This is a genomic window from Rhizobium etli CFN 42, assembly GCF_000092045.1.
GTDB lineage: Bacteria > Pseudomonadota > Alphaproteobacteria > Rhizobiales > Rhizobiaceae > Rhizobium > Rhizobium etli.
This window is the reverse complement of sequence record NC_007761.1, coordinates 65,001-88,021: the sequence shown is the minus strand read 5'-3', so window position 1 is coordinate 88,021 and position 23,021 is coordinate 65,001. Positions and strand designations below refer to the sequence as shown.

General features: G+C 59.7%; 15 protein-coding genes, 1 tRNA gene, 2 rRNA genes and 1 pseudogene. 7 read left to right on the top strand and 12 right to left on the bottom strand.

What is annotated here, in order from left to right:
• The first annotated feature begins 15 nt into the window (after positions 1–15).
• Genes RHE_RS00410 through RHE_RS00395 form a run of 4 tightly spaced genes read left to right on the top strand, consistent with a single transcriptional unit; the run spans position 16 to position 4,513 of the window.
• Positions 16–1,164, top strand: coding sequence for a Gfo/Idh/MocA family protein (locus RHE_RS00410; RefSeq protein WP_011423477.1), 1,149 nt, complete (start codon positions 16–18; stop codon positions 1,162–1,164).
• A 3-nt stretch (positions 1,165–1,167) separates the two neighbouring features.
• Positions 1,168–2,331, top strand: coding sequence for a dihydrodipicolinate synthase family protein (locus tag RHE_RS00405; RefSeq protein ID WP_011423476.1), 1,164 nt, complete (start codon positions 1,168–1,170; stop codon positions 2,329–2,331).
• Between the two features lie 28 nt (positions 2,332–2,359).
• The gene (locus RHE_RS00400) at positions 2,360–3,190 is read left to right on the top strand and encodes a sugar phosphate isomerase/epimerase family protein (protein WP_011423475.1); all 831 of its coding nucleotides are present in this window, start codon (positions 2,360–2,362) and stop codon (positions 3,188–3,190) included.
• Positions 3,191–3,235: 45 nt separating this feature from the next.
• Positions 3,236–4,513: a Gfo/Idh/MocA family protein gene (locus RHE_RS00395; RefSeq protein ID WP_011423474.1), complete on the top strand. Its 1,278-nt coding sequence runs from the start codon at positions 3,236–3,238 to the stop codon at positions 4,511–4,513.
• Positions 4,514–4,536: 23 nt separating this feature from the next.
• On the opposite strand, the gene RHE_RS00390 is transcribed toward RHE_RS00395, so the two are convergent.
• The 3 genes from RHE_RS00390 to RHE_RS00380 are packed head-to-tail and all read right to left on the bottom strand — an operon-like array spanning position 4,537 to position 8,438.
• Positions 4,537–5,547, bottom strand: coding sequence for a hydroxyacid dehydrogenase (locus tag RHE_RS00390; protein WP_011423473.1), 1,011 nt, complete (start codon positions 5,545–5,547; stop codon positions 4,537–4,539).
• Positions 5,544–7,400: a DUF2264 domain-containing protein gene (locus RHE_RS00385; protein ID WP_011423472.1), complete on the bottom strand. Its 1,857-nt coding sequence runs from the start codon at positions 7,398–7,400 to the stop codon at positions 5,544–5,546. Before RHE_RS00385 ends, RHE_RS00390 begins: the two co-directional genes overlap by 4 nt.
• 9 nt (positions 7,401–7,409) lie before the next feature.
• Positions 7,410–8,438, bottom strand: a complete 1,029-nt coding sequence (locus RHE_RS00380; RefSeq protein ID WP_011423471.1) for a LacI family DNA-binding transcriptional regulator — start codon at positions 8,436–8,438, stop codon at positions 7,410–7,412.
• 146 nt (positions 8,439–8,584) lie between these two features.
• On the opposite strand from RHE_RS00380, the gene RHE_RS00375 reads away from it, so the two are divergent.
• A complete protein-coding gene (locus RHE_RS00375; protein WP_011423470.1) occupies positions 8,585–9,871 on the top strand; it encodes an ABC transporter substrate-binding protein in 1,287 nt (428 codons plus the stop codon).
• A gap of 156 nt (positions 9,872–10,027) precedes the next feature.
• Here the strand turns inward: RHE_RS00375 and RHE_RS00370 are convergent, their stop codons facing one another.
• From RHE_RS00370 to RHE_RS00350, 5 genes are read right to left on the bottom strand one after another with little or no spacing between them, the layout of a single operon-like run.
• Positions 10,028–10,999 (bottom strand): glycoside hydrolase family 26 protein, encoded by a 972-nt coding sequence (locus tag RHE_RS00370; protein ID WP_011423469.1) that lies wholly within the window; start codon positions 10,997–10,999, stop codon positions 10,028–10,030.
• Between the two features lie 3 nt (positions 11,000–11,002).
• Positions 11,003–11,521, bottom strand: coding sequence for a DUF995 domain-containing protein (locus RHE_RS00365; protein WP_011423468.1), 519 nt, complete (start codon positions 11,519–11,521; stop codon positions 11,003–11,005).
• Between the two features lie 36 nt (positions 11,522–11,557).
• Positions 11,558–13,426, bottom strand: coding sequence for a glycosyltransferase family 2 protein (locus tag RHE_RS00360; protein ID WP_011423467.1), 1,869 nt, complete (start codon positions 13,424–13,426; stop codon positions 11,558–11,560).
• Positions 13,423–14,406, bottom strand: coding sequence for a UDP-glucose 4-epimerase GalE (gene galE, locus RHE_RS00355; RefSeq protein WP_011423466.1), 984 nt, complete (start codon positions 14,404–14,406; stop codon positions 13,423–13,425). Before galE ends, RHE_RS00360 begins: the two co-directional genes overlap by 4 nt.
• 1 nt (position 14,407) lies before the next feature.
• The gene (locus RHE_RS00350; protein ID WP_011423465.1) at positions 14,408–15,430 is read right to left on the bottom strand and encodes a UDP-glucuronic acid decarboxylase family protein; all 1,023 of its coding nucleotides are present in this window, start codon (positions 15,428–15,430) and stop codon (positions 14,408–14,410) included.
• Positions 15,431–15,810: 380 nt separating this feature from the next.
• Between RHE_RS00350 and RHE_RS00345 the strand changes: the two genes are divergently transcribed.
• Complete coding sequence (locus tag RHE_RS00345; RefSeq protein WP_020920042.1) at positions 15,811–16,134, top strand: hypothetical protein; 324 nt, start codon at positions 15,811–15,813, stop codon at positions 16,132–16,134.
• Positions 16,135–16,244: 110 nt separating this feature from the next.
• On the opposite strand, the gene RHE_RS00340 is transcribed toward RHE_RS00345, so the two are convergent.
• On the bottom strand, positions 16,245–17,027 hold the full coding sequence (locus RHE_RS00340) for a helix-turn-helix transcriptional regulator (protein ID WP_011423463.1): 783 nt from the start codon (positions 17,025–17,027) through the stop codon (positions 16,245–16,247).
• 577 nt (positions 17,028–17,604) lie between these two features.
• Here RHE_RS00340 and RHE_RS00335 point away from each other — a divergent pair.
• Positions 17,605–19,222, top strand: a pseudogene (locus tag RHE_RS00335) (DEAD/DEAH box helicase); the annotation flags it as partial.
• Between the two features lie 225 nt (positions 19,223–19,447).
• Here the strand turns inward: RHE_RS00335 and RHE_RS00330 are convergent.
• From RHE_RS00330 to RHE_RS00320, 3 genes are all read right to left on the bottom strand, one after another.
• A tRNA-Met gene (locus RHE_RS00330) sits at positions 19,448–19,524 on the bottom strand.
• Positions 19,525–19,618: 94 nt separating this feature from the next.
• Positions 19,619–19,733, bottom strand: a 5S ribosomal RNA gene (rrf, locus tag RHE_RS00325).
• A 199-nt stretch (positions 19,734–19,932) separates the two neighbouring features.
• Positions 19,933–22,810, bottom strand: a 23S ribosomal RNA gene (locus RHE_RS00320).
• Between the last annotated feature and the right edge of the window lie 211 nt (positions 22,811–23,021).

Below are 23,021 nucleotides of genomic sequence, written 5' to 3'. Positions count from 1 at the left end.
TGCAGGGAGGAAAAAATGGCACGCTTGGGGATCATCTTGCACGGCGTCACCGGCCGCATGGGTTACAACCAGCACCTGGTTCGCTCTATCCTGGCCTTCCGCGACCAGGGCGGCATCACGCTGAAATCGGGCGAGAAACTCGAGATCGACCCGATCATCGTCGGCCGCAACGGCGCCAAGATGGAAGAGCTCGCGAAGAAGCATAACATCAAGCGCTGGTCGACCGATCTCGATGCCGCGCTCGCCAATCCCGACGACACGATCTTCTTCGACGCCGGCACGACGCTGATGCGCGCCGAGCTTCTGTCCAGGGCGCTCGACGCCGGCAAGCACGTCTATTGCGAAAAGCCGATTTCCGACAATCTGCAGGTGGCGATCGATCTCGCCCGCAAGGCGCGCCGCTCCGGCCTCAAGCATGGCGTCGTGCAGGACAAGCTCTTCCTGCCGGGCCTGCGCAAGCTGGCGCTGCTCAAGGATTCCGGCTTCTTCGGCAAAATCCTCTCGGTGCGCGGCGAATTCGGCTACTGGGTGTTCGAAGGCGATTGGGGCGTGCCGGCGCAGCGCCCCTCCTGGAACTACCGCAAGGGTGACGGCGGCGGCATCATCCTCGACATGCTCTGCCACTGGCGCTACGTGCTCGACAATCTGTTCGGCGAGGTCAAGGCCGTCTCCTGCCTCGGCGCCACGCATATTCCGCGCCGCATCGACGAGCAGGGCAAGCCCTATGACTGCGACACCGACGATGCGGCCTATGCCACCTTCGAACTCGAAGGCGGCGTGATCGCGCAGGTCAATTCCTCCTGGGCGGTGCGCGTGCGCCGCGACGATCTCGTCACCTTCCAGGTCGACGGCACGCATGGTTCGGCCGTCGCCGGCCTGACGAAATGCTGGAGCCAGCACCGCGTCAACACGCCGAAGCCGGTGTGGAACCCCGACCAGCCGCAGACGATCGACTTCTACAAGACCTGGGACGAGGTCCCGGATACGCAGGCCTTCGACAACGGCTTCAAGGCGCAGTGGGAAATGTTCATCCGCCATGTCGTCGAAGACGCGCCGTGGCCCTACGGTCTCGAAGCCGGCGCCAAGGGCGTCCAGTTGGCCGAACTCGGCCTAAAATCCTGGGCCGAGCGCCGCTGGCTCGACGTTCCCGCCCTGGAGTTCTGAGCCGTGACGACGATCAATCTTCCCCTCGACGGCAAGATCGTTCCCTATAAGCTGGCCGGCACGCCGATCGAACTGAAGAAGCGCGACGCCAAGGCCTTTCCGCGCATCGCCTTTGCCGCCGCCCATGTCGTTGCCGACCCGCTCGCCGACAACGACCCCTGGCTGACGCCGGCGATCGACTGGGACCGCACGCTCGCTTTCCGCCACCGGCTCTGGGATCTCGGCCTCGGCGTCGCCGAAGCGATGGATACGGCGCAGCGCGGCATGGGTCTCGGCTGGCCGGAGGCGCGCGACCTCATCCGCCGGGCGCTTGCCGAGGCCGCCGGCCGCAGGGATGCATTGATTGCCTGCGGCGCCGGCACTGACCATCTGTCGCCAGGTCCCGACGTGACCGTTGATATGATCATCAGGGCCTATGAAGAGCAGATCGAAACGGTGGAGGCGGCCGGCGGCCGCATCATCCTGATGGCAAGCCGGGCACTTGCCGTCGCGGCAAAAGGCCCGGACGATTATATCAGGGTCTATGACCGCATCCTTCGCCAGGTCACGGAACCCGTCATCATCCACTGGCTGGGAGAAATGTTCGACCCCGCGCTCGAGGGATACTGGGGCAATGGCGACCATCTGAAGGCCATGGGAACTTGCCTTGAGGTGATCGAAGCCCATGCCGCCAAGGTCGACGGCATCAAGATCTCGCTGCTTTCCAAGGAGAAGGAAGTCACCATGCGCCGGCAACTGCCTAAGGCCGTGCGCATGTATACCGGTGACGACTTCAACTATGCCGAACTGATCGCCGGCGACGAACGGGGTCATTCGGACGCGCTGCTCGGCATCTTCGACGCCATCGCGCCGGCGGCTTCAGCTGCTCTCGAGGCGCTCGGCCGCCAGAGCAACCACGAATTCTTCGACTTGCTCGAGCCGACCGTGCCGCTATCGCGCCATATCTTCAAGGCGCCGACCCGCTTCTACAAGACCGGCGTCGTCTTCCTCGCCTATCTCAATGGTCTGCAGGATCATTTCGTCATGGTCGGCGGGCAGCAGAGCACGCGTTCGCTCACGCATCTGGCCGAACTCTTCCGCCTGGCCGACAAGGCGCGGGTTCTGGCCGATCCGGAACTCGCCGCAAGCCGCATGCGCCAGGTGCTCGCCGTCCACGGCGTTCATTGATCAGGCATGGCGATGGAAGGAGAATGACATGCAGGTCGAAGGACTTTCGATCAATCTGGCGACGATCCGCGAGCAATGCGGCTTTGCCGAAGCGGTCGACATCTGCCTGAAGCACGGCATTACCTCGATCGCGCCCTGGCGCGATCAGGTCGCCAAGGCCGGCCTCGACGAGGCGGTCCGGATCGTCAAATCGAACGGCATCAAGCTGACCGGCCTTTGCCGCGGCGGCTTCTTTCCGGCGGCAAACGATGCGGACTGGCAGAAGAACCTCGACGACAATAGGCGCGCGATCGACGAGGCGGCGGCTTTTTCCGCCGACTGCCTCGTACTCGTCGTCGGCGGCCTGCCGGGCGCGTCGAAGGATATCGTGGCGGCCCGCCAGATGGTGTTCGACGGCATTGCCGCTGTGCTGCCGCATGCCCAGGCTGCAGGCGTGAAACTCGCGATCGAGCCGCTGCATCCGATGTATGCCGCCGACCGGGCCTGCGTGAACACGCTCGGCCAGGCGCTCGACATGTGCGAGCCACTCGGTGCGGATGTCGGCGTGGCGATCGACGTCTACCATGTCTGGTGGGATCCCGATCTTGCCAACCAGATTGCTCGCGCCGGCCGGATGAAACGCATCTTCGCCCATCACATCTGCGACTGGCTGGCGCCGACGAAGGACATGCTGCTCGACCGCGGCATGATGGGCGATGGCGTCATCGATCTCAAAGGCATAAGACGAATGATCGAGGCCGCCGGTTTCTACGGCGCGCAGGAAGTGGAGATCTTTTCGGCCGAAAACTGGTGGAAGCGTCCGGCCGACGAGGTGATCGCCACTTGCGTCGAGCGCTTCCGGAACTCCTGCCAGATCTGATTTCAAATCCAATTGTTTCATCACGTATGAAAGAGGAGTCATTCGATGGAGAAACGCCGTTTTGCCCTCATCGGCACCGGAAACCGCGGTACCACCATGTGGGGCAAGGACCTGCTTGCCGGCTGGCGCGAGCATGTCGACCTCACAGCCATCGTCGAAAAGAACCCGCTGCGCGGCGAGCGCGCCCGCAACATGATCGGCAGCAATGCGCCTCTCTATGCAAACATCGATTCCATGCTCGCCGAGCAGAAGCCGGATCTCGCCATCGTCTGCACACCCGACCAGACACATGACGATATCATCGTGCGGGCGCTGGAATCCGGCATCGACGTCATCACCGAAAAACCGATGACTACCTCGGTCGAGAAAATTCGCCGAATTCTCGACGCCGAAAAGCGCACCGGCCGCCGGGTCGACGTCTCCTTCAACTATCGCTATGCGCCGACGGCCGCCAGGATCAAGGAACTGCTCAATGCCGGCGAGATCGGCCGCGTAACCTCCGTCGACTTCCACTGGTATTTGAACACCAAGCATGGCGCCGACTACTTCCGCCGCTGGCATGCCTATACGGAAAATTCCGGCAGCCTGTTCGTTCACAAGGCCACCCATCATTTCGACCTGCTGAACTGGTATCTCGACAGCGATCCCGAGGCCGTCACCTCCTTCGCCGACCTGCAGAACTATGGCCGCAAAGGTCCTTTCCGCGGCCCCCGCTGCAAGCTCTGTCCGCATGCGCATGAATGCGACTATTATTTCGATATCGAAAAGGATCCGTTCCTCGATCAGCTCTACGAGGATCCTTCGAAGATCGACGGCTATTTCCGGGACGGCTGCGTCTTCCGCGAAGATATCGACATCCCCGACACGATGGTCGTGTCCATCCGTTACCGCAACAACGTCCATGTCTCCTATTCGCTGAACACCTTCCAGCCGATCGAAGGCCATCACCTTGCCTTCAACGGCACCAAGGGACGCATCGAAATTCGCCAGTACGAGGCCCAGCCCTGGGAAGAGCCGAAGGAAGATACGATTCTGCTCATCCGCAACTTCCCGAATGGCAGGCAAGCCGTCGAGCGCATCGTCGTTCCGCATTTCACCGGCGGCCATTACGGCGGCGACGACCGGATGCGCAACATGATCTTCAAGCCCGACATGGAAGACAGGCTCGGCCAGCGCGCCGGCACACGGGCGGGCGCCATGTCCGTGCTCTGCGGCATTGCGGCGCTGACGAGCTCGCGCACCGGCAAGGTGGTCGACATCGCCGAGCTGATGCCCGAGCTTGCCAATGACGGTTCGCCCAATTCGTTGAGGACACCGCGCTGACGCGTGTCCCCGGACGGGATGCGTCAGGCGATATTTTCGAGATCCTGCCGGCGGATCTGGTATAGCAGCGGCCGGCCGGTCGTGAAACGCTCGACCTCATCCGCCGCCATCGCGCCGAGACGCGCCCGTTCCAGACCGATGGCGCCGGCAATGTGCGGGGTCAGGAAAACGTTCGGCAGATCGTAGAAGGCCGAACCCGCCTCCGGAATTTCCGGATCGGTCACATCGATGACCGCGTCGATGCGGCCGGTCTTCAGCTCCGAAAGCAACGCGGCCTCATCGATGAGGATACCGCGCGCGGTGTTGATGAGCGTTGCCCCGTCCTTCATCAGCGACAGTCTTCGCGCATCGATCATGTGCTGCGTCGACGGCAGTGATGGCGCGTGCAGGGAAACGAGATCCGCTCGCCGCATCAATTCGTCCAGATCGACCTTTTCGGCTCCCAGGCCGGCCGCTTCGGCGGCATCGAGCATGGGATCGAACAGCAGCAGCTTGTAGTCGAAAGGTTTCAGGAGCTCGATCACCCGCCTGCCGATGCGCGAGGCGCCGACGATGCCGAGGGTGCGGCCATAATTGCCGATCGCTTCGCGCTGCATCGGATAGGTCCGATCGCGGTTGCGGTCGCCGACATAGAGATCGCGGAAGCGGAACGCCCGTTTGCCGGCGAAAATAATCGCGGCAAGCGTAAACTCGGCAACGGGCACGGCATTGGCCTCGGCCGCGTGGCTGACCGCTATACCGGCTTCGAAGATGGCGTCGTCGATGATCCCCTTCACCGTGCCCGCCGCATGGACGACGAGGCGGAGCCGCTGGGCGGCAGCGGGAATCTCAGACCCGATGCAGGGCGCACCCCAGCCGGTGATCAGGATCTCCGCTTCTGAAAGCAGGCGTCTCGCCCGGGCGTCGTCGAGGCGCTGCAGCGGCTCGGAATCGAGCAGGCGCCCGATCGTATCGAGCCGGCGCAGGATCTCATCTGGCAGGACGTGCTCCGTACGCGACGGCTCCATGGCAAGGACGATGGCCGGGCGGCTCATGGCATCTGACCCGGCGCTTCGATGGCGCTGACGGTCACGCCCTTTTCCCGCACCAGCGCCTCCAGCGCCGTGATATCAGGCGCTTTCGGCGGCCGCGTCCAGGCGGAGGCGACGGCAGCGGGATCGCCGAGCGCCAGCACCGCCGTCATCAGAATGGTTTCGCCGGCCGGAATCCGGCCGCGCAGCTGCGGCACGATGGTCTTGGCGAAGATCACATTGGTGTTGGGTTGAGCCTTCTGCGCAAGCCCGACGCGTTCGATAGACGAACCCAAGTCGAGAATACCACTGAAATCGGCTTCGCCGATAGCATAGGCCGCCCGATTGGACGCCGACAGCGTGTCCAGTTCGAAATCCCGGCGGGCGATGGCAAAGCCGCCTTCGGCGACCCTCAGCGGCCGGGCCGCCCTGATCCGGTGGAGGCGGATATGCCAGGGGGCCGCGGGCGCCAGCCAGCTTTCGACGCTGACATCAGGGAAAGGTGACCATTTCGCATAAAGCACATCACCCGCGAGCCTCGCTTCCTCATTCGTCTCGCGCACGCGGTAGTGTAGTCCGTCCTCGCTGAAGGCCAGCATCGAATCGAAAGCGGCGAGTGCAAAGCCGCGCTCATCGGATTCGACGCTGAAGCCGTAACGGGTGGAATAGGCGAATTTCGCATATTTCTCTGTGCCGAAACGCATCTGCAGGTTTTCCTGACCTGAGGATAACGCCACGACATCGCCGCCTGCCCGCATGAGAACCATGCCGGGATGGCGCTGGGGAACGACCTCAGGCGCCGCCTCCGGCGCCTTTTCCTCGGAGGTCCAGAATGGATGGTCCTCAGCGATCGCCAGCGGCAGAAAGGCCTTCAAGGCCCAGTAGGGCGAGCCGGCGGAATTGTAGCTCTCCGACATCAAGAGGTTCGGATAGCCGAAACCGATCGACAGCACGCCGTCGCGATCAGCAATCGGCTTGTCCCTCCACCAGCGCAAATGCTGCAGACAGAGATACTTGACCTCACCCCAGGGCAAAGCCTCGACCTCGGCAAAGGCGAGCGCCGACCAGAAGCCGGCGCAGGCAAAGCGGTAGGTCAGGCTGCGGCCGAAGGGAATCGTCGCGCCGTCGGCGGCAAACCAGTGGCGGAAATCCCGGGCGAAGAGGATGGCGCGGTCGCGATAACGTTTCGCATAATCGTCATCGACGAGCTTCGAATAGATCAGCCCATAGAAATGCATGGCGAATGGAATGTAGTGGTCGATGCGGCGCACTTTTCCGTCGCGATACCAGCCGTCGCCGATATAGAAGCCTTCGAGCTCCTGCAGATATTGCCGCGTCAGGCTGCGGTCGAAATCAGCGCCGAGACGATCGAGGGCGATGTCGACGAAGATGCGGAAAAATTTCCAGTTGTTGTCGGCATAGTCGAACTGCCTGGCATGTTTGAGATAGGCGACGACATTGCCGCGGGCGCGCGCATCGAGCGGCTCCCAGATCTTTTCCGGCACCAGCGCCAGGGCAAAGCCGAGAGCAGCAAGCTCGACCATCCGCTGGTCGCGGCCATTGACCGTTCCCCAATATTCGGGATGGGCGGGGTCCGTGCCGTTTGCGAGGCCTTCGACAAAACGATGCCAATGGGCGAAATCTCCACCACCGGCGCCAAACGGCGCCACTCCCCAGAGCGGGCGGGCAAAACCCTCGAGATCGGCAGCCGCCCGGTCGAAATGGGCGGCGGCGCCGTTGAGCCTGACGCGAGCATTGCCCTTCGAAAAACAGGGAAGCAGCGGATCGAAGAGAGCGAGCAAAGCGCGGCTCATATCGGCGCGGGTTTCAAGCGGATTGCCGGCAAGCGGATTGGCGCTGGCGGGATCATAGGTCATCGGCACCTCTTACGGGTTCTCTGCGTTGGCAATGGTCCCTCCCGAAACGGGAACGACCGCCTGGCAGATGTGGCGCGCAGCCGCTGTCCTGTTACGGAAACGGGACAACATCAGCGACACGGCCTCGCGCCCGAGGGCAGCCCGGTCGACCCGCATGGTGGAAAGCCGCGGATTGGTCATCAATGCACAGGGCAGATCATCAAAGCCGACAATCGCGAAATCCTCCGGCACCCGCAGGCCGGCCTCGGTGACGGCCTCCAAAACGCCGACGGCAATGAAATCATTCATGCAGAACGCCGCGGTGAAGCCGGCATTCTCGGCTAGCACTGCCGTGGTGCGTTCGTGGGCCTCGCGGCTGGCGCTGCCCTGGAGCGCCAGCGAGACGAATCGTCCCTCCGCGCCGGGGACGGCGGCGATCGCCGCCTCGAAGCCACGAATGCGCTCGCGAATCGTATGGCGGTGAGAGCCGCTCAGATGCAGGATGCGGCGATGGCCGGCCCTCATCAGCCGGCTGACCGCCTCATAGGCTCCGAAGAAATTAGCCGGCGATACACCGTCAAACTGCATCCTGGGATCAGTACCGTTGACAAGCACGGTCGGTGTCGTGGTGACCTGCAGCCAGTCGCGCAAGCTGTCGTTGGGGTCGATGCCGACGAGAAAAAGACCCGCGGCCCCCGCGGCCTGCATATAGTCGCGCACGGCATCCGGCGTGATCCGATCCTCTCGGACCAGCCGAATTTCGAAGGGCATGCCCGCTTCGGCGGCTCCGGTGCGCAAGCCGTCAACGATCGCTTCATAGAAGACGCTGAGGCCGCCGGTGACGCCGTCGCTGGCAATCAGCGCCAGCCCGCCGGCAACGGCTTCGGCAGCAGGCTTGACTGGATAACCGTGTTCGGCCGCCACCTTCAATATCTGCCGCCGGACGGTTTCGCTGATCCCGGGTTCGTTGGCGAGCACGCGCGACACCGTCGAGACGGAGACGCCCGCTAATGTGGCTATGTCGGCCTGTCGCGGCCGTCTGACTTTTTCATCGCTCATAGGCAAACTTTATGCAAATAGCGCAAATTTGCAATACAAACGTTATTTCTTGCAATAAATTCTTTTTTGCGTAACCTGTCTGGCGAAAATGCCCGACGACGCCATGGAGGATGGCCGCGGACATATTGGGACAAGGGAGGATAACCATGCAGGTCAATCGCCGTTCATTTCTGATGGGTTCAGCCGGTGCAGCCGCCGGTCTTGCCTTTGGCGCCGGAAGCGCCATCCCGGCCTTTGCCGAAGACACGCAGCTGCGAGCCATGTGGTGGGGGTCGAACGACCGCGCCAAGCGGACGCTCGATGTCGCCAAACTCTACCAGTCGAAAACACCCGGCGTGACGATCGTCGGTGAATCGCTTTCGGGCGACGGCTACTGGACGAAGCTCGCCACGCAGATGGCCGGCCGCTCGATCGCTGACGTCTTTCAGCTCGAGCCGGGAACGATCTCCGATTATTCCAAGCGCGGCGCCTGCATGCCGCTCGACGAATTCGTCCCCTCGACGTTGAAGGTCCAGGCCTTCGGCGCCGACGTGCTGAAATTGACCACCATCGACGGGAAACTCTATGGTGTCGGCCTCGGCCTCAACTCGTTCTCAATGTTCTTCGACACGGTGGAATTCGAAAAGGCAGGCATTCCGGTGCCGACACCCGATCTGACATGGGATGAATATGCCAAGCTTGCGGTGGAACTCACCAAGTCATCGGGCAAGGCAGGCGGCCCTTATGGGGCTCGCTACGCCTATGTCTTCGATGCCTGGCTGCGCCAGCGGGGCAAAAGCCTCTTTGCGAAGGAAAAGGTCGGGCTCGGTTTCACGGCCGACGATGCCACGGAGTGGTTCGACTATTGGGAGAAGCTGCGCAAGGCGGGTGGCACGGTTGCTGCCGACGTCCAGACGCTCGATCAGAACACCATTGACACCAACGCCCTCGGTCTCGGTAAATCGGTGATCGGCATGGCTTATTCCAACCAGATGATCGGTTATCAGTTGATCATCAAGAACAAAATCGGCATCACCATGCTGCCGCGGGAAAAGAAGGGCGGGCGGTCGGGCCACTACTATCGCCCTGCGCTGATCTGGAGTGTCGGCGCCACGACGAAGAACGGCGAAGCGGCCGCCAAATTCATCGACTTCTTCGTCAACGACATCGAAGCCGGCAAGATTCTCGGCGTCGAGCGCGGTGTGCCGATGTCGCCAGCCGTGCGTGAAGCCATTCTGCCGCAGCTGAACCCGACGGAGCAGGAGACGGTCAAATACGTCAACATGCTCAAGGATCAGGTCGGCGAATATCCGCCGCCGGTGCCGATGGGGGCAACCCAATTCGACCAGCGCGTGCTGCGCCCGATCTGCGACGAACTCGCCTTCGAACGGACCTCGCCCGCCGATGCGGCGACCCGGCTCGTCGAAGAGGGTAAGGCAACGCTCAAGGGATGATCGCTTGCCTGATATGAAAGGAGCGGCCCGCAAAACCCCGGCGGGCCTCTCTGACTTCCGGACTGAAGCGCGTGCGGGCTTTGGCTTCGTGCTACAGCTCTTGTTTCTTCCAGCGTGGCTCTCGCAAACCGCGGATGATTTGCGCGACATGGCTCCTCAGTTGGCGGCGGGGCTTTCGACCACGCGCCAGTCAGGCCGGCCGAGATTGAACGGCCAGGCGTGCACATCCCGGTCATTGAAATAGACTACTTCCCGAAGGTTCGGGAAGGCGCTCTGTTTCAGAGTCGCGGTTTCGATCCAGGGCCTCATATAGGCGTCGCCGCCTTCGTAGCCGAGCTCTGCGACCCAGATGGGCTTCCCATAGCCGGCGACGAGATCATATCCCTGCTTCAGCGCTTCCGAAAAGGTCCGGTGCTTGTTGTAGGCAAGCTCGTCGTAGCGCTCCAGCCCGAAAACCGAGAGCCCGACAAGATCGACGTAGTCGTCGCCGGGATAATAATCCTGTAGGCCTGTCAGGCCCTTCGGTGACCACATTATCTCAGTGCCGGGCGCCTCCTCGCGGAGGATGTCCATCATTCGTTTGTAGGCGGTGATATAGTCTTGCGGGTTCCAGCCGGCCCACGAAAACCGCCCGGATTTGTCTTCCATCTCCTGTCCCCAGCGGACGATCACGGGGCTTTTCAGCTGGGATATCATCTGCGCGACCGCCCGCATGTTGACATCGTAGTCGCCGCGCAGAACCTTTGCGCGAAGCTCGCCCGAGGTCAGCCGCCAATCGACGTCCCAGGACCAAGGCTCCACCGTTATCAGCAGGTTGCGGCCCCTGGCCAGCGCATAGGCATCCGCAAGGCGCAGCGTCTCCAGGTCAACGTCTTCCCACGGCAGGAACAGGGCTTCGGTCGAAACATTGGCCTGAGCGCCGAAATCCCCATGCGGGTCGTAGGCACCGAACTTGATGCCGTCGGCATGAACGACCGGGCGTTTGTCGATGATCGTCCGCGCGCTCGCCGCCGGGTTAGGCGCAATGCCCGCATATTGCACCTCGCTTCGGCCCGGCAGTCCCGCGACGCACAACAGCACCAGCGCGATCGCGGCGGTAGAGAGGTGATTTTTCGTCAGCTTCTTCATGGCTCACCCTCCTTTTCGGGCTATTTCCTGATTCAGCAGGAGCTGCTTCAGTTCATACGCCTTGGCGCTGACGGTATCCGTGGAGACGAGCTTGCGGAATTCGTCATCCTGGCGCAGGGAAGAATGACGGAAGACGTACCAGTTGCCGTCCGGCTGACGGCGTTGGTAGATCGTGTTGCCGATCTTGCGGTGACCGAAACAGGTGCTGGCACGCGCTGCTCCCTCGGCATTCGTCCAGGTCGCGCGCATGCAGAGCTGGCCGAGATCGTCGACCACCCATTTGCCTTCGGCGAAGGACTGCTTGCCCTTGTCGTTGGTCCAGGCAACGAACCGCCGGCCTTCATCGAAGAAACGGCCGCCGCCGGTGCCCCAAGTCCAGGTCTTGTCACCATAGATGCGATAGAGTTCATAGGCGCTGAGCGGCGTCGGCGGCTTCTTAGCGGCCTCGATAGCGTGCGCCGCCACAGGCAGACACAGGCTGAGAGCCAGGGTTGCGCCATACAATCTCGATCCGATGCTCATTATATGCTCCTCCTCGACACGTGCCGGTTGGCCGGTTCAAACACCCTGTTGGTCCCGTCCCGCGCTTCCGAAGCCATTCCACCTGAGGCGAAACTTCACGGTCCTGGTCTTGCCGCCGAGGCCGGCCCCGGCGACGGCAAACTGCGATTGGCTGAAACTGACGAGTGTCTGGCCATGGGAAAGGGCTTCGAGGCCGCGCAGGCCGTGGTTGCCCGCCTGCATGCCGCCGGTGACACAGATCGCCAAACCCGTTGCCGTCGCGAACCAGAGGCCGCGGGATTGCGGCAGCAGCGGCAGGCCGTTTTCGATCGAATGGCGAATGACGATCAGCACCGTCAGCGACAGATAGATCGCGAGGTTCATCGCAGCGAAGAGATAAAAGCCCTGAGCGGCGGCGGCCTCGCCGGCGAGCGCCATGGCCGCGGCGCAAAGGCCCGCGAGAGCAAGATAGGGCGCAACGACGCGCAGCGGCAAAGACTGCTGCTGCTGCCTTCCCTTCGGGGTGATGCGAAAGTCGACGAAAGAACCGGAGATATGGTCGCGAATGGCCGCCAGGCTGCCGGCCAGCGACCACGGCCAGCGCAGAAAGATGAAGGCGAGCCCTTCCCAGCCAAACAGTTTCGCGTCGTGCGGCCGGAAGGTTCCCGTGGCCCGCCAGAAGAAAGCAAAGAGCGTCAGCACGATCGACATCGGCGCAAAATGCAGCAGAAAATCCGGATAGGTCACGTTGACGAAGACCTGGCCCGTCAGCAAGGCGGCAACCGGCAGCAGGAACATCACTGCCATGACAGCGGAAAAGAGCGGATACCACAGCTGCGAAAAGACGAACTGGAATTTCAGCCGCCAGGGCAGATGGATGACGTAGCGGCGGGAATATTGCAGCAGGATGGTGACAAGGCTGCGCGACCACTGGAATTCCTGCACGGCGAGATCGACGAAATTCGCCGGGCCGTCGCCATGAGCGATCGCATCGATCGCGTGAACGCCGCGCCAGCCGCCGGCGTTCATCATCAGCGTGGTCGAATGATCTTCGGCAAGCTCTGGCCCAAGGCCACCGATCTGGCGAAGGGCTGATGTGCGGACCGCATAGTGGGAGCCGATGCAAAGGGGCGCCCAGCCATTGTTGTAGCCGGTCTGCAGCGAGCCGTGCAGACTTGCCTCTGCATAGAGCCTGCCGCGCGCGACCCAACTCGCCGCGGCATTCGCATCACAGATGCTGGGAGCGGAAACATAGCCGACGCCAGGATCGGCGAAGGGGCGCAGGACTTCACGGAGATAGGTCGGTGTCGGCACATGATCGGCATCGAACTGGGCGACGAAATCGTAACGTGCATAGCCGAAATGGTCGTAGAAATAGGCAAGATTGCCTTCCTTGCACCGGGTGCGGCGCGGCCAGGTCGTGCGGTGATACTCCGCCACGCCCTTGCGGGTGGAGATCAGCACGCCGTGCTTGGCGCACCAGCGTCTGGTTTCCGCGGAAGGATCCTCGTCGGCCAGCCAGACATCGAATTCGACGCCGATCTGATCGAGCATCGCCTGCAGCGTGGCGCGGACGACGGCAAAAGGCTCGGACGGCGCCTTGGTGACGACCATTGCCACTCGCCCTTCCGGCGGCCGTACACGCGAAATGATGGTCCGTGCGTCGAGGAAGATCAGGATGAAATAGGCCGGGACGAGCGTGATCCATGCGAGCACGGCGGTGATGAGTACGAAGGCAGTCCAGGAAATGACATGGGCGGACTGGCACCACCAGATCCAGAAAAACGCAAGCGCGGCCAGCCAGCAGAGGATGCCGAAGCCATAGGCGATGCGTTTGCGGCCGGTGAATACGGGATCGAATGCCTCGCTCGTGGCGGCGGCTTTCGCCGTCGCGAGGCCATAGCCGATGTGCGACGCGTCGCTCATGCCGTCACCTCCAGCCCGAAGGTGGGGCCGGCGGTACGGATGATCGTATCGATATCCGAAAGTATCGGAGCGAAGCCCAGCTCCGCCTTCGCTCTAGCCGTGTTGGCAAAAAGGATCGGCGGGTCGCCGGCACGGCGGGAGCGGTACCGGACCGGCACTTCATGGCCGGTGGTGCGATAGATGGCTTCAAGAATCTCGCGCACCGAAGTGCCCCGGCCGGAACCGAGATTGACGCTGAGGGAATCGCCGCCTGCCATCAGGTGGTTGACGGCGGCCAAATGCGCCTGCGCGAGATCGCTGACATGGATGTAGTCGCGAACGCAGGTTCCATCCGCGGTCGAATAATCGGTGCCGAAGATATCGAGCCGCTCCAGCCTGCCGGCGGCGGCGAGAAGGGCGCGCGGAATGAGATGGGTCTCGGGCTCGTGACGCTCGGCAAGCTCGCCCTCCGGATCGGCGCCGGCGGCGTTGAAATAGCGAAGTGCAGCGAAGCAGATGCCATAGGCGGCGGCAAAATCTTCGAGCGCCATCTCGAAGATCAGCTTGGTACGCCCATAGGGATTGACCGGCTGCTGCGGGCTTTCCTCCCGTATCGGCAACGAGGCGGGGACGCCATAGGTGGCGCAACTGCTGGAAAAAACGATCTTGTCGATTTCCTGGTCGAGGCAGGCTTCGAGCAGCGTCAGACTGCCGACGACATTGTTGCGGTAGTATTTCCTCGGCATCTCGACGGATTCGCCGACATAGGCGTTGGCGCCGCAATGGATAACGCAATCGGGCGAAAATTCGGCCATCGTCCGGCGCAGCGCCATCGCATCGCCGAGTTCACCCCGGATGAGCGGGCCCCAGCGGACGCTGTCGGCATGTCCCGTCGACAGGTTGTCGTAGGTAACCGGGATCATGCCGGCGCGCGCGAGCGCTTTGCAGATATGACTGCCTATGAAACCGGCACCGCCGGTGACGAGAATGTAGCGGGACATTTCATACGGCCTCCGCCCTCTCCGGCCCGGCAAGCAAGCCGTCGAAATATTCGACGGTGCGCGCAAGGCCGGCTTCGAGCTCGATTTGAGGCTGCCATCCGAGCTCGGTCATCGCCCGGGAAATATCCGGCCGCCGTTGGCGGGGATCGTCGACCACAGCCGGCAGGTGCACGATGCGGGAACGCGAATTCGTCAGGTCCCGGATGATCTCCGCCAGGCGTCGAACGGTGAACTCGCCCGGGTTACCGAGATTGATCGGACCGTGGCAGGTGCTGCCGGCTGCCGAGAAACGCAGAAAACCTTCGACGAGATCATCGACATAGCAGAAAGAGCGGGTCTGCTGGCCATCGCCGTAGATGGTCAGGTCGGTGTTGCGCAGGGCCTGCACGATGAAATTGGAGACCACCCGCCCGTCATCCAGGCGCATGCGGGGCCCGTAGGTGTTGAAGATGCGGCCGACCTTGATGTCGACGCCGTAGGTCCTGTGGTAGTCAAAGAACAGGGTTTCGGCGCTGCGTTTTCCCTCGTCGTAGCAGGCTCGCGGCCCGATGGAATTGACATTGCCGCAATAGGATTCGCGCTGCGGGCTCTGGGTCGGGTCGCCATAAACTTCCGACGTCGACGACTGAACGACGATCGCGCCGGTCTTGCGCGCACAATCCAGGGTGTTGACGGCGCCGAGTACGTTGGTGAGCAAGGTGCCAACCGGATCCCGTTGATAGTCGGGCGGAGAGGCAGGAGAGGCGAAATTAAAGATCAGCGACGCTTCGATATCGAAGGGCTGACGGACATCATGCTCGATAATGCGAAAGTGGGGATGCGACGTGAGATGCTCGACATTTGCACGGCGGCCGGTGGAAAAGTTGTCGAGGCATATGACGCTGTGGCCGCGCAGCAGAAGCCTTTCGCAGAGATGCGAGCCAAGAAATCCGGCTCCGCCATTTACAAGAGCGGCGCCCAGATTCTTGAGCACCGCTATGTTCTTTACTTCAGAATAGCCTTCGCCGGGAACGAAACTACGCATTACAAACCCCTCCCCACGCTTTAGTCTTTTGTGTTATTTACGCACACCACACCTCCTGATTCTTGTAGATATTCATGTAACTGAGTACATATACATGAATATGCTGGAGGTTATGCTTCGGATAACTCTTTTACTATTGAAATGATAAGACAATTGTTATCAAGGTCAACTTTAAAAGCACAAAATATCCCAAATAATTACGTATTTGTTCTTCTGAGTAACAAATGATTAATCATTTTACTTATTTTTTCACGTGAAACGGGAATCATGCCGTTGCTCAAACTTTGCTCAATAAAGTTGGGTTAGAAGAGGGGTTCGGCCGCAGCAGGGCTGCGCGACCGGTCTTGCATCCGGAAGCGTCATATGCGAGGGATTTGGGCATGTTCAAAAATCGCGCCGCAGCCCAGCCGAAAGGCTGGCGTCTATTTCATTTTGCGATGCTTGCCGGGGGAGCGACGCTTCTTGCAATTGGAGCGACGGCTTGTGCGGTCGTTGACGACGACATGGCCGTCATCGCAAAAAAGAGTGTTGTCGTCGTCGAGACGCCGCCCGTCTCGAAGGCCTACACCTACCCGGAAAATCGAACTGCTCGGCCGACCGCGGCACGAGCACGCATCGTCGCCTATCACGGGTCCGCGCCGTATATCTGCTCCCCAAGCGGCTTCGGGCAGAAGTCGCGCTGCTTTGCGCGTCCCTCGATCTGAAGCAAAAGAGCCGCCGCATATTCCTTAAGTCGGAATCGATTCAAGGATAAAGCATGCACAGCGCAAAGTGGGACAGCGCTCCCTGGGCGAAGGAGGTGCGGCGCTGTCGATCAGTTGTGCCACCGGCTGGACATGTCGTCATCGCCGACCGGATGGTCGTTGAAGAAGCGGGACGCTGCTTCCGTGCGGTTCCGGACGTTCATCTTCTTGTAAATGTTGCGGACGTGAACCTTCACCGTGTTTTCGGAAAGATGTAGCTTGTCGGCAATAATCTTGTTCTGCGTCCCCTTGCAGATGAGATCCAGGATCTGAACCTCTCGCGTCGTCAAGGCGGAGATGCTGTCGCGTCTCAGTTTGAGCGCATTGTTGCGGGCGGCATCAACCGATTTCGTCTGATAGAGTGAGGGCTCCAGTTGGGCGCCCTTGTTGGTGAGGCGGTTGAGAAGCGCCGACGGAAAATGCTCCCCGCCTTTCATCAGCAGATCCACCGCGGCCATGAAGACATCAAGTCGAAGATTAAGCGGCAGGACGCCGTCGATGATCCTTGCCTCCACCAAGCGGCTGACATAGGGTTCCATCATGTCGATGGCCTCGACGACAAGTCCGATTGAGGTTTCCGGGTGATTTTCTCTGACCGCCTGCAGCGCGTCTTGCAGCTCAGGCGCAGGTATATGGTAAAATAAAACGAGCTTTATATCGCTGGTATCCTTTTCCAGCATCGGATTTCCGTTCGTTATGCTTGGCACATCGCAGTTGGGAAATTTCTTTGCCAGCGCCTCCACCATGCATTCTGAAAACAGATCAGCCTTGGCTACTACAAGAATAGTATCTCCGGACGGGCTAGACTTTCTTGCCTGGTCCGCATTCTCCATTCCTGAACCTGTCATGAACATATACGCCTCCCCTAGCGGTACACTTTACTCAAACATGAAGCGATGGCAGGTATAAGATAGTATGAAATGCCGGCCCTATTGTGTCATCGCCTTTTTCTTTAGACATTTCTTAATTATGTTAATACGGATTGAGAAGGAAGGAAATGGCCCAAAGTGATTAGTTTTAGGGAGCGAGAAACAATAAGATACTACGTGTCGGTTGTATTTTTGCTTATCCTGGTACTTCCAGGTTATATTTCCTCCCACTATAAATAATTCAGTGAATGTAATATTTCAGTACAAATTGTAATATTTTTTGTCATCTGGCCCTGAAGATTACAAAACTCGCAAGTTTTCGCTCAACCCGGTCACTCCTGGCAGAAGCCCAACATCTGCTTAAGCGGGCCGTGATCCCTGCAGGGCCAGCGCTGCGCTCGAACGTCTCCGGTCGGTCGCCGAGGCAGCGCATCGCAAGGCTGATATCGTCCCGGAGACCCTCGTGCGCTGGAACAGGGGGCGCCTGCAAGGTGAAGAAAAGCGGCCGCGTCTGCACTGGCGCGCTTGCGCGGCTGTTGAAATGTACCCGACCTGGCGGCGCCGCATCGCTGATGGTTTGTCTTACCTGAAGGAAGAGGAACAGCTGCTCGATCGCAGCGCTCCTGCGCGGTGGAAGAGAGTGCTCTCGACCAACCCGGCCCGGCAGCATCGCCAGGACGTCAGCGCCAATGCGCGAAAGCAGCTGGAACTGCGCAAGGCGCTGGCCGAATGCGAAGATCGGCTTGCGAAAACCGATAAACCCGCGCTGGAACAGGCTTTGCGAGAGCATGACGGGGCCGAACGGGCACTGCGATCACGACGGAAAATCTGGTCTGCGAAAAAGGAGGAGCTCGAGCGGCTGGGGGAAATTCTCGATCACCCAGCCGCACCGGAGCGTCTCGCCGATCTCGATCAGGACCAGGTGCAGATCGACGGTCTTTGGCATCAGGACGAACTGGCGGCTCTACGTTCGGCATTGCTGGAAGCAGCGCTGACACTGCATGAAGCTTGGTTGGCCGATGTCGGCAGGAAGGGCGGAGGTTTTGGCGGAAACATCGTTGCCATCACCAAGCTGCTTTCCAACAACAATCCCGTCGATGACAAGCACATTGCATCGATCTGGCAGAGCCTTTTCATGATCGTTCCGATCGTGTCGACGACGTTCGCATCCTTTGCCAAGCAGTTCCGCGGGCTCGGGCCCGGCTCGATCGGCTGGGTCTTCATCGATGAAGCCGGCCAGGCCGTGCCGCAGGCGGCGGTCGGGGCCTTGTTGCGTGCACGTCGCGTCATGGTGATTGGCGATCCCTTGCAGATCGAACCGGTTTTTACACTTCCCAGCGCGCTGATTGCCGGCGCTTCGGCTCTTTCACCCCACACGGCGGCAGGCCAATATTCGCCGAACAGGGCGTCGGTGCAGATGCTGGCCGATGCCGCCAATCGCTACGGAACGACGCTTCAGGGCGAGGAGGCAGATGGGCTCTGGATCGGCAGCCCGCTCAGAGTCCATCGACGCTGCATCGATCCGATGTTCAGCCTTGCCAATCAGATCGCCTATCAGAACAAGATGATCTTCGGGCTGCAAGAGCGCCGACCGGCGGGCGACGCATCGCCCTTTTTTTGGCGACAGCGCCTGGATCGACGTCAGGGGCAAAGTATCGGGCAAACAGGCCGTTGCCGAACAGACCGACTTCGTCGTCGACCTCCTCGCCGCGACCTATCGCCGGGATGGTGCATTGCCGGACATCTATCTCATCTCGCCGTTCAAGGAGATCAAGACCAGTTTGAGACGGGCTCTTTCTCAGGCGGTCCGGATCGACCAAGACGGATATGCGCACGGATCTCCAGCGAAACTGCAGAAATGGCTTCAGGAACGGGTGGGCACGGTCCATACCTTCCAGGGCAAGGAAGAAGATATCGTTTTCATGGTCCTCGGCGCCGATGCCGAACATCGCGGAGCGGCCGGCTGGGCCGCATCCAAGCCAAACCTGTTGAACGTGGCGCTGACGCGCGCTAAGCGCCGTTTTTACATCGTCGGCGACCGCACGCTCTGGCAAACGCTTCCCTATTTCAGAGAGGCAGCAAATGCATTGCCGACGATCCAACCCGCGGAATTCCTGGCCCGCAATGAGCGGAACGTGAGAGATCGGAATCCGGCGCCGTTCGCTGAACGCCTGCTCTGACGATTTGCAGGAATCAAAAAAAGCCCGCGAGCTGCGGGCTTTTTGTATTTGGTTGCGGGCATGATTTGTCCCGTTCGGGTCTTAAAACAGTCCACTGGACTGTTTTATCGGGCTTTGCCCGCCCTACCGCTCTTCAGCGAACGACGCGCTACCATCGCCAGCGAAGATGAAGTCTTCGCGCCAGCGATAACTGATGCTGGTGTTCCTGGAAGATATGGAAAGGACTGGTTGCGGGGGCAGGATTTGAACCTGCGGCCTTCAGGTTATGAGCCTGACGAGCTACCGGGCTGCTCCACCCCGCGGAATTATTTTACAGCAGAAAGGGCCGCTGTCGCGACCCTTTTGTGTTGGCCTGGGCCGGATTGTGATTGAGAAGATTTTAGTTGCGCTTTGCAGACCTGGCAGCGACCTACTCTCCCGCGTCTTAAGACGAAGTACCATGGGCGCAGGGGCGTTTCACGGCCGTGTTCGGAAAGGGAACGGGTGCAGCCACCCCGCCATAACCACCAGGTCGGCAAAGCGCAACTTTTTGTTTGAGAAGCTGGATTTGGGTTTGAGCGAATAGGGAGTAGCAAATAGCGAATAGATTTCGCTGCTGCTCTTTCGCTGGTTTTGAACACGTCTTTGGAGCGGATGAGGAGCAACTATTCGCTACTCCCTATTCGCTATTCGCATTATCGAACTTTGTTCGATGAGCACAGTCAATGAGAACGATCAAGCCGATCGAGCTATTAGTACCGGTAAGCTTCATGCGTTGCCGCACTTCCACACCCGGCCTATCAACGTGGTCGTCTTCCACGGCTCTGATAGGGAACACTCGTTTTCAGGTGGGTTTCCCGCTTAGATGCCTTCAGCGGTTATCCCGTCCATATATAGCTACCCTGCTATGCCCTTGGCAGGACAACAGGTCCACCAGAGATATGTCCATCCCGGTCCTCTCGTACTAGGGACAGATCCTGTCAATATTCCTACACCCACGGCAGATAGGGACCGAACTGTCTCACGACGTTCTGAACCCAGCTCACGTACCGCTTTAATTGGCGAACAGCCAAACCCTTGGGACCTGCTCCAGCCCCAGGATGCGATGAGCCGACATCGAGGTGCCAAACAACCCCGTCGATATGGACTCTTGGGGGTCATCAGCCTGTTATCCCCGGCGTACCTTTTATCCGTTGAGCGATGGCCCTTCCACGCGGGACCACCGGATCACTATGACCGACTTTCGTCTCTGCTCGACTTGTCAGTCTCGCAGTCAGGCGGGCTTATGCCATTGCACTCGACGACCGATTTCCGACCGGTCTGAGCCCACCATCGCGCGCCTCCGTTACTCTTTCGGAGGCGACCGCCCCAGTCAAACTACCCACCATACACTGTCCCGGACCCGGATGACGGGCCGCGGTTAGACATCCATGACGATAAGGGTGGTATTTCAAGGATGGCTCCACGGAAACTGGCGTCCCCGCTTCAAAGCCTACCACCTATCCTACACATGCCGACACGAATGCCAGTGTAAAGCTATAGTAAAGGTGCACGGGGTCTTTCCGTCTGACCGCAGGAACCCCGCATCTTCACGGGGAATTCAATTTCACTGAGTCTATGTTGGAGACAGCGGGGAAGTCGTTACGCCATTCGTGCAGGTCGGAACTTACCCGACAAGGAATTTCGCTACCTTAGGACCGTTATAGTTACGGCCGCCGTTTACTGGGGCTTCGATTCAAAGCTTGCACCTCTCCTCTTAACCTTCCAGCACCGGGCAGGCGTCAGACCCTATACGTCGTCTTGCGACTTCGCAGAGCCCTGTGTTTTTGATAAACAGTCGCTACCCCCTGGTCTGTGCCACCCCATCATAGTTGCCTAAAATGGGGTCACGCTTCTTCCGAAGTTACGCGTGCAATTTGCCGAGTTCCTTCAACATAGTTCTCTCAAGCGCCTTGGTATACTCTACCTGACCACCTGTGTCGGTTTCGGGTACGGTCTATACGGTGGAGCTATTTCCTGGAACCGCTCCGCTGCCCTGATAATCCAATAAACCAGAACAACTTGTGCAATCCGTCACTACCACCAGGCCCACGAATATTAACGTGGTTCCCATCGACTACGCGTGTCCGCCTCGTCTTAGGGGCCGGCTAACCCTGCTCAGATTAACTTTAAGCAGGAACCCTTGGTCTTTCGGCGAGAGGGTCTCTCACCCTCTTTATCGTTACTCATGTCAACATTCGCACTTCCGATACCTCCAGGACCCCTCACGGGTATCCCTTCATCAGCTTACGGAACGCTCCGCTACCACGTGTATTGCTACACATCCTCAGCTTCGGTGCATGGCTTCAGCCCCGTTACATTTTCGGCGCAAAGACCCTTATTTAGACCAGTGAGCTGTTACGCTTTCTTTAAATGATGGCTGCTTCTAAGCCAACATCCTGGTTGTTTTGGGATCCTCACATCCTTTCCCACTTAGCCATGACTTGGGGACCTTAGCTGGAGGTTAGGGTTGTTGCCCTTTTCACGACGGACGTTAGCACCCGCCGTGTGTCTGCCGAGTAGTACTCCCCGGTATTCGGAGTTTGGTTAGGATCAGTAAGACGGTGAGTCCCCATAGCCCATCCAGTGCTCTACCCCCGGGGGTATTCGCTCGACGCTCTACCTAAATAGATTTCGCGGAGAACCAGCTATTTCCGAGTTTGATTGGCCTTTCACCCCTAGCCACAAGTCATCCCAATCTATTGCAACAGATGCGGGTTCGGTCCTCCAGTTGGTGTTACCCAACCTTCAACCTGCTCATGGCTAGATCACTCGGTTTCGGGTCTAATGCAACAAACTATATCGCCCTGTTCAGACTCGCTTTCGCTGCGCCTACACCTACCGGCTTAAGCTTGCTTGTTACACTAAGTCGTTGACCCATTATACAAAAGGTACGCCGTCACCCTTGCGGGCTCCGACTGTTTGTAGGCATCCGGTTTCAGGTTCTATTTCACTCCCCTTGTCGGGGTGCTTTTCACCTTTCCCTCACGGTACTTGTTCGCTATCGGTCATGCACGAGTACTTAGGCTTGGAGAGTGGTCTCCCCATGTTCAGACAGGATTTCTCGTGTCCCGCCCTACTCTAGGACAATCGTGATATCTACGCGTACGGGGCTGTCACCCACTACGGCCGCACTTTCCAGAGCGTTCCACTTTAATCACAATTGCCACTGGCCTGGTCCGCGTTCGCTCGCCACTACTTGCGGAGTCTCGGTTGATGTCCTTTCCTGCAGGTACTTAGATGTTTCAGTTCCCTGCGTTCGCTTCTTACACCCTATGTATTCAGGTGCAGATACCTTATCACAATGCTTGGAACCTGGCGTCGCTTCGCGACGCTGGCGAATAGTTGGTAGCGAGTAGCGAACAGTTTTTAAATTCTATTCGCTATTCGCTATTCCTATTCGCGGCGCCTGCGGCGCCAGATTCCCAAGCATTTAAGGTGGGTTGCCCCATTCGGAGATCCATGGATCAAAGCTCATTCGCAGCTCCCCACGGCTTTTCGCAGCGTATCACGTCCTTCATCGCCTGTGCATGCCAAGGCATCCACCAAATGCCCTTACGACACTTAATCGTTCTCATTGCCAATGCTCATCTATATTTGGATTTGGCAAACCTTATCCACTCGGCTTTCGCCCCAGTTTGAGACGAAAGAGTGGGGGTGCCAAATCTGACCATCCGGACAACCTTGCGATTGCCGTGCAGTCAGTCCAAAATCCGGTTACCTTTTACAACCGGATCATTTCATGATGCCATCGACGTGTTCGACCTGATCACTTTATCGG